The following is a 12,769-nucleotide window of genomic DNA, read 5'->3' on the forward strand; positions in this document are numbered from 1 at the left end:
GTGCGGACACAGTGTTCCGTCGAGGTTACTTCAGTCCCTCCCGTCACACAGCCTGTCGGCTGACCCCCGATCGGGAGGCGCGGTGCGGCCCCGATGCGCACGTCCGCGCCTACCGACGCGCGAGCAGCGCCTCGACCCGGCGGCGGTCCGCGGGGGCGAACCCGTCCGCGCGCCGGGCGCGACGGGCGTGCCGGACGATGCCCCGGGCCTCCAGTCCGAATCGTCGCCACTGGGACGGCGCGAGCTGCGCGCCGTCCGGACGGGCGACGTCCCGCGCCCACCGCAGCACGGTCCTGGCCACCACCCGCAGGACGAGCCGGGTCGACCCGTCGCGGAGCACCACCGCCAGCCGGTTGCGGAGGCTCTGGTACCGGACCAGTGGGGAGTCGCTCCCGGAGCTCCCCGCGTGCCGGTGCACCACGACGGCGTGCGGAGCGTGGCCGACCTCGAAGCCGGCGAGTCGGAACCGCCAGGACAGGTCGACGTCCTCGTAGTACATGAAGAGGGACTCGTCGAAGCCGCCGACCGCGTCGAGCGCGCTTCGCCGGACGAAGGCCGCACCGCCGGAGAACCCGAAGAGCGCCGTCGTCTCACGAGCACCCTCGATCGGCGTCAGCCAGTCGCGGTCGCGGCCGTTGCCGTCGACCGTCAGGACCACACCGGTGCCGTTCACGAGCGCCACGCCGGGGCTGTCCCGCCGCCACCGCGTCCCGTCGGCGGCGACGAGGTCGTCGGGCAGGTCGGCGCCGGTCGCTCGGACGAAGGTCCCCTCGAGCACGGCGGTCCCGGCGACCGCCGCCGTCCCGGGGCCCGCGGCGGTCAACGCGGCGAGTCCGGCGTCCACGAACCCGTTGTCGGCGACCGCGTCGTTGTTGAGGAGCACGACGACCTCGCCCGTGGCGGCGGCGATCCCCCGGGTCACGCCGCCCGCGAACCCCTCGTTCCTCGTGACCGGCACGACCACGGCCCGCGGGTGGTCGGCGCGGAACCGGGCGACGTCGCCGGGGTCGGCCTCGTTCACCACGAGCACGAGCTCGACGTCGTGGTCGGTCCGCTGCGCGAGGACCGACCGGACGGCGCGGTCCGTCAGGTCGGCGCGCTTCCAGTCGACGATGATGACGGATGCGAGCATCGGACCATCATGGCAGCGCCGCTCGGCGCCGCCCACCGCTCGGCGCCGCCCGCCGCCTGCGCGCGGGTCGCCGAGCCGACGACCTCCCGGCCGTGTCGAGGAGTGCTGGCTACACTGTCCTCGGCCCGAGCGCCGCCGACCATCATCGAACTCTCCAGGAGATCACGTCTTGACCGTCACCACCCCGGGCACCGTTTCCGTCGTCATCATCAACTACCGCGGGACCGACGACACTCTCGAGTGCGTCGCGCGGCTCAACGAGGTGGACTGGCCGACGAAGCAGCTCGAGATCGTCGTGGTCGAGAACGGCTCCGGCGACGACAGCGAGAGCCGGCTCCGCGCGGCGATCGGCGACCAGGAGAACGTCAAGCTCGTCGTCTCCACCGAGAACCTCGGGTTCACGGGTGGGTCGAACCTCGGCGCGAACGAGGCGTCCGGCGAGTTCGTCGCGTTCCTCAACAACGACGCCAAGCCCGACCGCAACTGGATCCGGGCGGGCCTCACCGGCTTCGCCGAGAGCCCCCGGGTGGCCGCCGTCGCGAGCAAGGTCCTCGACTGGGACGGCAAAGCCATCGACTTCGTCGAGTCCGGTCTCAGCTGGTTCGGCATGGGCTACAAGGCGCACGTGACCGAGATCGACGACGGCACGCACGACGAGGAGAAGGACCTGCTCTTCGGCACCGGGTCCGCGCTGTTCGTCCGCCGCTCGGTGTTCCTCGAGGTCGGCGGGTTCGACGAGGGCCTGTTCATGTTCTACGACGACGTGGACCTCGGATGGCGCCTCAACCTGCTCGGCTACCGGGTCCGGTACGTCCCGACGTCGGTCGTGTTCCACAAGCACCACGGCTCGATGAAGTCCTTCGGCGAGTACCGCGAGATGTACCTGCTCGAGCGGAACGCGCTGCACCTGCTCTACAAGAACCTCTCCGACGACAGCCTCGGCACCTACCTGCCGGCGGCCCTCGCGCTGCTGGCCCGTCGCGCCGTGGCCAAGAGCGGGCTCGACTCGACGGCGTTCGACATCCGGAAGTTCGTCGGCGCAGAGGACGAGTTCGACAGCACCACCCCGGTCGCGAAGGACACCGTCGCCGGTCTGTTCGCCCTCGACCAGTTCGTCGCGGACCTGCCGCGGCTGCAGGAGGAGCGGCGCCGCATCCAGAGCGCGCGCGTCCGCACCGACACCGAGATCTTCCCGCTGTTCGGGAACGCCTTCCACCCGCTGTTCGAGGACCCGTACTACCTCGAGGGCTTCGAGGGCATCAGCAACGCGTTCCAGGTCGAGCAGCCGATGGAGCGCAAGCGGGTCCTCGTGATCACCGGCGACGCCCTCGGCGAGAAGATGGCCGGCCCCGGGATGCGCGCCTGGAAGATCGCCGAGGCACTGAGTGCGAACAACGACGTGCGCCTCCTCACCTGGAACGTGGCGAACCGCAAGTCGGACAAGTTCCTCGTCGAGCGTGTCCCCCTGCAGCACGAGCGCCACATGAAGTCCCACGAGGAGTGGGCCGACGTCATCTTCTTCCAGGGGTACGCGCTCCACCACTTCCAGACGCTGCAGCGCTCGAACAAGATCATGGTCGTCGACCTGTACGACCCGATGCACCTCGAGCAGCTCGAGCAGGCCAGGGACAACGGCGACTCCGGCTGGAAGGCCCAGGTCGAGGCCACGACGGGCGTCGTGAACGCCCAGCTCGAGCGCGGCGACTTCTTCCTGTGCGCCTCCGAGCGGCAGCGCCTGTTCTGGCTCGGGCAGCTCGCGGCGCTCGGGCGCGTCAACCCGGCGAACTACCTCGCCGACGAGAACCTCGGCAAGCTCATCGCCATCGCACCGTTCGGCATGGACTCCACCCCGCCGCAGCACACCCGCAAGGCGATCCGCGGCGTGGTCCCGGGCATCGGCGAGGACGACAAGGTGATCATCTGGGGCGGTGGCATCTACAACTGGTTCGACACCCCGACCCTCGTCCGTGCCGTCGCGCAGGTCGCCGAGCGCCACGACGACGTCAAGCTCTTCTTCCTGGGCGTCGCACACCCGAACCCGGACGTGCCCGAGATGGCGATCGTGGCGAAGACCCGCGAGCTCAGCGCGCAGCTCGGCCTCACCGGCAAGCACGTGTTCTTCAACGAGCAGTGGGTCGCCCTCGACGACCGGCAGAACTACCTCACCGAGGCCAACGTCGGGGTCAGTACACACTTCGCGCACATCGAGACCACGTTCTCGTTCCGCACGCGCATCCTCGACTACATGTGGGCGAACCTGCCGATCGTGACGACCGGCGGCGACAGCTTCGGTGACCTCGTCGCGGCCGAAGGCATGGGCGTCGCGGTCCAGGAGCGCGACGTCGACGCCCTCGCGGCAGCACTCGAGTCGATGCTCTACGACGACGAGGCAGCCGGACGCGCCCGCCGCGCCGTCCAGCGCGTGCGCGAGGAGTTCACCTGGGAGCGCGCACTCGCGCCGCTCGTCGAGTTCTGCAAGGACCCGTACCCGGCGGCGGACCGCGCGGACGACGCGGCACTGCCGGCCGGCGCGTCTGCCGGGGCGGTCCGCGAGCGCATCGCGATGAGCCCCGTCCGTCAGCGCGAACTGCGGTTCCACCAGATCGCGAACAGCCGCCACGGCATCCGGCGCGACGTGCTGCTCGCCCGTCACTACCTGCAGGACGTCGGGGTCTCCGGGCTCCGCGACAAGGTGCAGAACCGGGTCAGGACCATGCGGGAGAGCAAGAACGGGCGCTGACGCCGGGGGTCCGGCCCGTGTCCGGCGCCCCGAGGTATAGTTTCCTGTTCGTCCGACGAGTGAGGTTCCACTGATGACAATCGTGTCCGACAGATTCGAGCGACTCCGCGAGGAACCGCTCGTCCCGGCCGGCCGCCCCGCCGGCGGCACCTGGGGTTCGCTCCGCGAGATCTTCGGGCAGCGTCAGCTCCTCGACCTCCTCATCCGCCGCGACCTCAAGTCCCGGTACAAGGACAGCGCGCTCGGGTTCGCCTGGACGCTCATCCGCCCGCTCGTGCAGCTCGGCATCTACTGGCTCATCCTCGGCAAGATCCTCGGGTCGTCGCGGGCGATCCCCGAGTTCGCGATCTACATCTTCGCCGGACTGACGCTCTACGGGCTGTTCAGCGAGATCCTCTCCGGCGCGACCGGGTCGATCGTCGCCAACGCCGGGCTCCTCAAGAAGGTCTACGTCCCGCGCGAGATCTACCCGCTGTCCGCGGTCGGCGGCGCGCTGTTCAACTTCGCGATCCAGCTCGTCATCCTGCTGATCGCCACAGCCGCGTTCGGCGAGTTCCCCTGGAACGCCTCGATCCTGTACTTCTTCCCGGCGACCATCGTCGTGCTGGTCTGGGCCACCGCGGTCGGCGTGCTCTTCTCCGCGCTGAACGTCTACCTCCGCGACATGGCGTACCTCGTCGAGGTGCTCATGATGCTCCTCATGTGGGCGTCCCCGATCGTCTACTCCTGGAAGATGGTCCACGACCGCGCGATCGGCGCCGGGATCAGCTGGATCCTGCCGATCTACGAGAACAACCCCGTGACCCTCGCGGTCCTCGGGTTCCACCGGGCGTTCTGGATGGCGGGCGGACCCGAGGAGTACCCGGAGAACATGCTGCTCCGCCTCGTGATCGCCATCGTCATCGGGCTCGTCGCGCTCTTCTTCTGCCAGCGGGTGTTCGCCCGCCTGCAGGGCAACTTCGCGCAGGAGATCTGAGCGGTGCGGAACACAGGCACGACGCAGGACCGCACCACAGGGCAGGAGAGGTCATGACCATGTCGATCGACAACGACATCATCGTCCCGACGGACGCCGCGGGCGAGGAGTTCGAGAACGCCCCGACCGTCGTCAGCATCAAGGACGTCTCCAAGCGGTTCGTCATCCGCAAGGACAACTCCCTCAAGGAGCGGATCGTCACGCTCGGTCGGGCAGGTCGCCGCAACAGCGAGGACTTCTGGGCGCTCCGGGACGTCAACCTCGAGATCAAGGCCGGCACGACCGTCGGACTCCTCGGACCGAACGGCTCCGGCAAGTCGACGCTGCTCAAGGTCATCGGCGGGATCCTCGAGCCCACGACGGGGTCGGTCGCACGCCGCGGCCGCCTCGCGGCACTCATCGAGCTCGGCGCCGGCATGCACCCGGACCTCACCGGCCGCGAGAACGTCTTCCTGAACGCGGCGATCCTCGGGCTCACCCAAGAGGAGGCCGAGGAGAAGTTCGACGACATCCTCGCCTTCTCGGGCATCGGCGACTTCATCGACACCCAGGTGAAGTTCTACAGCTCCGGCATGTACGTCCGGCTCGCCTTCGCGGTGGCGATCCACACCGACCCCGACGTGCTCCTCGTCGACGAGGTGCTCGCGGTGGGCGACGAGCAGTTCCAGAAGAAGTGCCTCGACAAGATCCGCGAGTTCCAGCAGCAGGGCCGCACCATCGTCCTCGTCAGCCACGCGCTCGGACAGGTGCAGGAGCTGTGCGACCAGGCCGTCGTCCTGCACCACGGCGAGGTGAAGTTCCAGGGGTCCGCACGACTCGCGGTCAAGAACTTCCGCGAGATCCTCGAGGGTCGGCGCATCGCCGAGGCCGAGGCCGCCGGCGACGAGCCGGAAGAGGTCACGCCCGGGTCGGTCGACGCCGTGACGATCGAGTCCCCCGGCCGTGCCCCCGGCGAGGAGCTCCAGCCGGGTGACGACCTGATCATCCGGATGACCCTCTCGCACACGACGCCGCTCGAGCGTTGGAGCTCCGGGTTCAAGATCGAGAACCAGTTCGGCCACCTGGTCTACGGCACGGACAGCCGGAAGATCGGCTACTGGGGCGACCCGCTCGTCGGCTCGACGACCGTCGAGTACCGGCTCGAGGACCTGCGGTTCGGCCCCGGCCCGTACTTCATCCACGCGTTCCTCGCGGAGCCGACCGGTGAGCACATCGCGATCATGCGCGACTCCGCGCGGTTCGTGATGTCGGACGATCCCAAGCACCTCGGGATGCACCGCGTCACGACGTCCGCCCGCGAGCTCTCCGCTTGACGGAGCTGCCGGTGCTCGTCGACGCCACCTCGATCCCGGCGAACCGAGGTGGCGTCGCACGGTACATCGCGGGCCTGCTCGCCGGTCTCCGTGCGGAAGACCGTTCGGTGACGGTGGTCGTGAAGCGTGCGGACCTCGACTGGCTCCGCACCGAGGCCCCCGGCCACAGGTACGTACTGGCCCCACGGTACGTCTCCGCTCGCCCGCTCCGGCTCGTGTGGGAGCAGCTCGTCCTGCCGCTCGTCGTCCTCACGCTCCGTGCCCGCACCCTGCACAGCCCGCACTACACGTTCCCGTTGGTCAGCGCGGGGCGCACGGTGGTCACGCTGCACGACGCGACCTTCTTCAGCGACCCGTCCGCACACGGCCGCCTGAAGCGCACGTTCTTCCGGGTCTGGACCCGTGCGGCCCGGGCCCGAGCGGCGGCGACCGTCACCCCGAGCGCGGCCACCGCGTCCGAGATCGCCCGGTTCGTCCCCGATCATCGGTCCCCCGCCGTGCCGAACGTCGTCGCGCACCTCGGCGTCGACAGCACCGTCTTCCACCGCCCGTCGGAGAGCGACCTGGCCCGCTTCCGGCAGGCGCACCAGTTGGACGGTCGGGAGGCATGGGTCGCCTTCCTCGGCACCGTCGAGCCCCGCAAGCGGGTCGCCTCCCTCATCGCCGCGCACGCCGCGCTCACGCCCGGTTCCGCCGGCGAGCCGGTGCCGACGCTGCTCGTGGCCGGTGGCATCGGCTGGGACGACGACGCCCGTGCCGCGCTGGAGACCGCCGGTGACCGCCCCGGGTCACCCGTCCGGTACCTCGGGTACCTGCCGGTCGACGAGCTGCGGAGCCTCCTCGGCGGCGCCGAGGTCGTCGCCTACCCGAGCATCGGCGAGGGCTTCGGCCTGCCGGTGCTCGAGGCGATGGCGTGCGCCTCGGCCGTGCTCACGACGGCGCGGCTGGCGATCCCCGAGGTCGGTGGTGACGCGGTGCGGTACGTCGAGCCGACGGTCGAGGGCATCCGCGACGGGCTCGCCGGGCTCCTCGACGACGACGACGAGCGGCGGCGACTCGGCCGTGCCGGTGTCGACCGTGCGGCGACGTTCGACTGGGCCGCATGCGCGCGCAGACACATCGAGGTGTATGACCGGTGACCACGCACGACTCCGGAACGCCGTCACCCCGTGTCGGCATCGTCACCGTGAGCTACAACTCCGGGCGGTACCTCTCCGACTTCCTCGCGTCCGTGGCGCTCGCGTCGACGACCGACACCCCGGTCGTGGTCGCGGACAACCGGTCCACCGACCCCGACGCGCTCCGGGCGGCGACCGAGTCGGCCGGCGGCACCTTCCTGGAGCTCGAACGCAACGCCGGCTACGGGACCGCGATCAACCGCGGGGTGGCGGCGCTCCCGGATGACGTCGGATGGGTCCTCGTGTCGAACCCCGACGTGGTGCTCGACCCGGGCAGCATCGACGTCCTCTTCGCGACGGCGACGGCGACGGCGGCCGAGGACGGGACCGGGGCCGTGGCCGTGGCGACGACCGGGGCCGAGCCCGCGGCGCGCGAGGTCGGCGCCGTCGGTCCGGCGATCGTCGAGCTCGACGGCACCGTCTACCCCTCCGCCCGGCGGATCCCCTCGCTCAGGACCGGCCTCGGGCACGCGCTCTTCGCGAACGTCTGGCCGTCGAACCCGTGGACGAAGGCCTACCACAGCGATCGCGACGGGTCGTCCCGTCGCGACGTCGGGTGGCTCTCCGGTGCCTGCCTGCTCGTCCGACGGACCGCGTTCACCGAGATCAACGGGTTCGACGAGCGCTACTTCATGTACTTCGAGGACGTCGACCTCGGGTACCGGCTCGGGGGCGCCGGGTACCGGAACGTCTACGAACCGGCCGCGCGGGTCGTGCACGTCGGTGCCCACTCGACACGGGGTGCCTCGGACAGCATGCGACGAGCACACCACCGGAGTGCGTACCGCTTCCTGGCGGCGAAGTACGACGGGTGGTACCTGTGGCCCCTCCGCGTGGCACTCCGCGTCGCGCTCGGTGTCCGAGGCAGACTTCCTGGTCGGACGCTGTAGCACCGTTCCTCCCGAACCCCCGAGATCAGGATCCCGAATGAAACTTGCAGTGACCCTCATGGTCCGCGACGAAGCGGACATCATCGTGCAGTGGTTGGACCACCACGTCGCGCAGGGCGTCGACGTGATGATCATCACCGACAACGGCTCCGTGGACGGCACGCGCGAGGTGCTCGAGGAGTTCGCCGCGTCGGGTCGGGTCGAGGTCGATCTCCGGCACGATCCGGAGCACCGCAAGCAGCAGAGCCAGACGGTGACCCGGATGGCGAGGGACGCGGCCACCGAGCACGGCGCGGACTGGGTGGTGAACGCCGACGCGGACGAGTTCCTCATCGCGAAGGACCGCTCCCTGACGCTGCACGACGTCTTCGAGCGGCTGGACCCGGCGATCGGCGCGTTCGTCGTGCCCGTCGTCAACATGGTCGGTCCGATGGCGACGCACGGTGCCGGGATCGGTCGTCTGGTCTGGCGGGACGAGCGGTCACCGGAAGCGCTGGCAGCTGTCGGGCTCATCGCCCAACCGTCCTCGAACGCGGTGCACGTCGGTACCCCGGACGTCACGGTCGTCCAGGGCAACCACCAGGTCAGCGTGGCGAACGGCGCTCCCGTGCCCGAGGAACTGGAACTCGAGGTGCTGCACTTCCCGTGGCGGTCGCTCGACCAGTACGTGCAGCGCGTCGAGGCCACCGGACGGGCGTACGAGGCGAACCCGGACCTGACCCCGAGCCCGAACCACCACGGCATGCGCGACTACCGCCGGCTGCAGCTCGGTCTGCTGCCCGCCTACTACTCCCTCCGGCACGTCTCCGACGCGGACGCCGAGCACGGTGGGTTCCGACGCGACGACGCCCTCGTCGAGTTCTTCGCGAGCATCGACCGGCCGCTCGACGACACGGCAGGTGTCGCGATGGACCCGGCCGAGGTCCGCCGACTCACCGACGTGGGCCGTGCCCTGATCGAGCGTGACCGACTTCTCGAGACGCTCCACGCCGAGCTCGACACCGCGACCACCGCCCTTGAGTCATCGACCGCGAGCGAACGTCGGCTCGGGCTCCGCGTCGCCGCACTCGAGACGCTCGCGAGTGCCCGCGAGCACGAGATCCGTGCGCTCCGCGCGCGCAAGGTGGTCCGTCTGGCAGACCGCGCCGGTGACACCGTCCGGCAGATCAGGGCCAGGATCCGCAGCTGAACCCACCCGCGCAGTCGCGCGGTCACCACCCGTGGAGACGGACGGGAGGCCCGGATCACGCGACCTGTGTCGGTCACGTGATCCGGGCCTCCCGTCCGGCACTGCTGCGGGTCACCGCGTCGGCGGACGCGGTCACCCCGTGGGTTACGCGTCCAGCAGGCGCTGCAGGTAGACGCCGTAGCCGCTCTTGGCGAGCGGTGCTGCGAGCGCGGCCAGCGCGTCGTCGTCGATCCAGCCGTTCCGCCAGGCGATCTCCTCGATGCAGCCGATCTTGTGGCCCTGCCGGTCCTCGATCACGCGGACGTACTCGGACGCCTGCATCATCGACTCGAACGTGCCGGTGTCGAGCCACGCGGTCCCGCGGTCGAGGACCTGGACCTGCAGGTCGCCCTGCTCGAGGTACCGCTCGTTCACCGTCGAGATCTCGAGCTCGCCCCGCGCGCTCGGCTCGATGGTCTTCGCGATCTCGACGATGTGGTTGTCGTAGAAGTACAGGCCGGGGACCGCGTAGTTCGACTTCGGCTCCTTCGGCTTCTCCTCGATCGAGACCGCCTTGAAGTCGTCGTCGAACTCCACGACGCCGTACGCCTTCGGGTCGGACACGTGGTACGCGAAGATCGTCGCCCCGGCCACCTCGGCGTTCTTCCGGAGGTTCGACCCGAGGCCGACGCCGTGGAAGATGTTGTCGCCGAGGACGAGCGCCACACTGTCGTCGCCGATGAAGTCCTCGCCGATGATGAACGCCTGCGCGAGGCCGTCCGGCGAGGGCTGCACGGCGTAGCTGATCTCCATGCCGAGGGCCGAACCGTCACCGAGAAGCGCCCGGAACTGGTCGTTGTACTCCGGGGTCGTGATGACGAGGACCTCGCGGATGCCGGCCATCATGAGCGTCGACAGCGGGTAGTAGACCATCGGCTTGTCGTAGATCGGCATCAGCTGCTTGGAGATGCCCTTGGTGATCGGCCAGAGCCGCGTGCCGGAGCCCCCGGCGAGGATGATGCCCTTCATCGTGCTGCCCCCTTCGTGCGCAGAGACTCGGTGTAGGCGACGGCCTCGTCGTAGGTCGGCAGCAACCCGAGCTCGGCGGCCTGCTCGAGGGTCGGGGCGTCGGTGTCCTTCGGCGACAGCACGAGTTCGCCGATGTCGTCCGGCAGCTCCAGCCCGACCGTGGCGTCGAGGATGCTGATCCCCTTCTCGCGCTCGGGGTCGTAGTGCGCGCTGACCAGGTAGTTGACGGTGCTCGCGTCCTCGAGTGCCACGATCGCGTGGCCGAGGCCCTCGGACAGGTACACGGCCCGGCGGTCGACGTCGTCGATGCGCACCGAGTCCCACTGGCCGAAGGTCGGGGACCCGACCCGGATGTCGACGATGTAGTCGATGAACGCCCCGCGCACCGCGGTGACGTACTTGGCCTGGCTCGGCGCGACGAGGGCGTAGTGGATGCCCCGCGCGACACCGCGCGAGGAGATCGACATGTTCACCTGGCGGAGGTCGAGCGGGTGCCCGACCGTCTGCTCGAGCACGTCGGCCCGGTACGCCTCGAGGAACGCCCCGCGGGCGTCGCCGTGCTGGACGGGCGTGAACTCCCACGCTCCGGGGATCTTCAGTTCGCGGATCTGCACCCCGAGAGCCTAGCGCGGACGCCGGGAACGGGGTGTCGACTCACGCGAGGACCGGCAGGATCGCGTTGTAGAACCGGAGATCGATCGTCACGAGCGCGGCGAGCACCGACACCGCGGACGCCGCGAAGACGTAGACCCACACGTGCTTCTGCCGCACGACGCGGTTGCCGACGAACAGCAGCATCAGCGCCACGAGCACCGGCAGGAAGTACCGACCCTGGAGTCCCATCAGCACCGTCCCGTAGGTCGGCGTGTAGTAGATGTACAGCGCGGCGGCGACGGCACCGACGACGATGACGACCGTCACGGCGACACCGACGCGCCAGAGGACGCCGTGGCGGAGACGCGCGATGTCGGCCCGTTCCCGCGGCTCGACCACGAGCATCGACAGGACGAGTCCGACGGTCAGGAGCAGGACGAACAGCATCGGGAGCGGTGCGCGGAGCCAGGCGAAGTCCCCGAAGACGCCTCGCCAGATCTCGCCCTTCTGGTCCGTGAGCCCGGTCGGGCCGTCGAGCACCACGCTCTTGATGAACGCCTTCACCAGGGCGAGCGGGTGATGGAGGACGTAGGTCTTCTGCAGCGCGGGGTCGTTGGCGGGGTTCACGCCCGCGGAGACCCATGACGTGAGGTGGAGCCAGAGGAGCGTGAGGCCGCCGGCCACAGCGACGACGGCGGCGGTGCTCACCAGCGCCCAGATCCGACGGGCGTGGACGTTCAGCACCGGGATGACGACCGCGATGACCGCGAGCGGGGCGTAGGTGGGCTTCACGAACGCGATCGCCGCGAACACGACGGCGAGGGCGATCCACCCGCGGGCGCCGACCGGGGCCCGCCGCAGGGCGTACCGCAGCACGAGCGTCGTCGCGAACACCGACAGCGCTATGGTGACCCCGTCCGCGCTGAACGCCGCCGCCTGCCCGATGGTGGAGGGCAGGAGGCCGACGGCGAAGACGGCGAGACGGCCCACCGGGGTGATCTTGGCAGCCGCGAAGAGGAGTCCCGCGACCGACAGGAGCCCGAACACCCGGCCGAGCTCGATCATGGCGAGGACCGGCAAGTGCAGTGCGTCGGAGACCCAGATCGCGACGACCTGCGGGACGTAGGCCACCGGTGGGTACTGCACGGTGTTCGTGAACGTCGCCCACGAGCGACTGCCGTCGTCGGTGATCGTGCCGAGCTTGGCCCAGTCGATGTCGTTGAACAGCGCCGTCTCGTCGAACCCGCGATTGACCTGGGCGCCCTCGAAGAACTCGTTGAGCGCCGAGGACACCATGCCGCCCGCGGTGCCGTCGCGGACGTCGGGGACGTTCTCCGCCTCGGTCGACACCAGACCACCGTGGGCGACCTGCCACGCGCGGAGGACGTGCGTCGGCTCGTCGGAGTTCTGGCCGGGGGGCGTCGCCGCGATGAAGGCTGCTCCCCCGAGCAGGAAGATGACGAGGAAGGCGACGAACTGCACGACGGACCGGGTGCGGGGCCGGGCGCGCCGCTGCCGCAGGGTCGTCGGGTGCTCCGGCGCAGGGTGCTCGGCCACGGCGTGCTCCGCCGCAGGGTGCTCGGCCACGGCGTGCTCCGCCGCGGGGTGCTCGGCCGTGGCCGTCGGGAGGTGCGCGCTGCCGACGTCGTCGGAGCCGCCCGCTGTGCTGGTGCCGGTCTCGTCGTGGAGGGTCCGGTCCGGGTCCTGACCCGACGAAGCGTCGGGGTCCGGCTCGGTGTTCACGGTCAC

10 protein-coding genes are annotated in these 12,769 nt (G+C 70.1%); 6 read left to right on the forward strand and 4 right to left on the reverse strand.

What is annotated here, in order from left to right; genetic code table 11:
* Positions 1 to 109: 109 nt before the first annotated feature.
* Positions 110 to 1,132: a glycosyltransferase family 2 protein gene (locus ASF23_RS11580; protein ID WP_055953531.1), complete on the reverse strand. Its 1,023-nt coding sequence runs from the start codon at positions 1,130 to 1,132 to the stop codon at positions 110 to 112.
* Between the two features lie 169 nt (positions 1,133 to 1,301).
* Between ASF23_RS11580 and ASF23_RS11585 the strand changes: the two genes are divergently transcribed.
* The 6 genes from ASF23_RS11585 to ASF23_RS11610 all read left to right on the forward strand — a co-directional run bounded on the left by ASF23_RS11585 (position 1,302) and on the right by ASF23_RS11610 (position 9,418).
* Complete coding sequence (locus ASF23_RS11585) at positions 1,302 to 3,872, forward strand: glycosyltransferase (protein ID WP_055953534.1); 2,571 nt, start codon at positions 1,302 to 1,304, stop codon at positions 3,870 to 3,872.
* Between the two features lie 73 nt (positions 3,873 to 3,945).
* A complete protein-coding gene (locus ASF23_RS11590) occupies positions 3,946 to 4,848 on the forward strand; it encodes an ABC transporter permease (protein WP_055953537.1) in 903 nt (300 codons plus the stop codon).
* Positions 4,849 to 4,907: 59 nt separating this feature from the next.
* On the forward strand, positions 4,908 to 6,161 hold the full coding sequence (locus tag ASF23_RS11595; protein WP_055954355.1) for an ABC transporter ATP-binding protein: 1,254 nt from the start codon (positions 4,908 to 4,910) through the stop codon (positions 6,159 to 6,161).
* Positions 6,158 to 7,300: a glycosyltransferase family 4 protein gene (locus ASF23_RS11600; RefSeq protein WP_055953539.1), complete on the forward strand. Its 1,143-nt coding sequence runs from the start codon at positions 6,158 to 6,160 to the stop codon at positions 7,298 to 7,300. The genes ASF23_RS11595 and ASF23_RS11600 overlap by 4 nt, the downstream gene beginning before the upstream one ends.
* Positions 7,297 to 8,229, forward strand: a complete 933-nt coding sequence (locus ASF23_RS11605; RefSeq protein ID WP_055953542.1) for a glycosyltransferase family 2 protein — start codon at positions 7,297 to 7,299, stop codon at positions 8,227 to 8,229. Before ASF23_RS11600 ends, ASF23_RS11605 begins: the two co-directional genes overlap by 4 nt.
* Before the next feature lie 37 nt (positions 8,230 to 8,266).
* Positions 8,267 to 9,418: a glycosyltransferase family 2 protein gene (locus ASF23_RS11610; RefSeq protein ID WP_235510876.1), complete on the forward strand. Its 1,152-nt coding sequence runs from the start codon at positions 8,267 to 8,269 to the stop codon at positions 9,416 to 9,418.
* 144 nt (positions 9,419 to 9,562) lie between these two features.
* Here ASF23_RS11610 and rfbA read toward each other — a convergent pair whose 3' ends face one another.
* Genes rfbA through ASF23_RS11625 form a run of 3 tightly spaced genes read right to left on the reverse strand, consistent with a single transcriptional unit; the run spans position 9,563 to position 12,769 of the window.
* Positions 9,563 to 10,426: a glucose-1-phosphate thymidylyltransferase RfbA gene (rfbA, locus tag ASF23_RS11615; protein WP_055953549.1), complete on the reverse strand. Its 864-nt coding sequence runs from the start codon at positions 10,424 to 10,426 to the stop codon at positions 9,563 to 9,565.
* The gene (locus tag ASF23_RS11620) at positions 10,423 to 11,040 is read right to left on the reverse strand and encodes a dTDP-4-dehydrorhamnose 3,5-epimerase family protein (RefSeq protein ID WP_055953552.1); all 618 of its coding nucleotides are present in this window, start codon (positions 11,038 to 11,040) and stop codon (positions 10,423 to 10,425) included. Before ASF23_RS11620 ends, rfbA begins: the two co-directional genes overlap by 4 nt.
* A gap of 40 nt (positions 11,041 to 11,080) precedes the next feature.
* Positions 11,081 to 12,769 carry a DUF2142 domain-containing protein gene (locus tag ASF23_RS11625; RefSeq protein ID WP_055953556.1) on the reverse strand — a complete coding sequence of 563 codons (1,689 nt, stop codon included), beginning with the start codon at positions 12,767 to 12,769 and terminating at the stop codon, positions 11,081 to 11,083.

The organism is Curtobacterium sp. Leaf261 (assembly GCF_001422205.1).
Lineage (GTDB): Bacteria > Actinomycetota > Actinomycetes > Actinomycetales > Microbacteriaceae > Curtobacterium.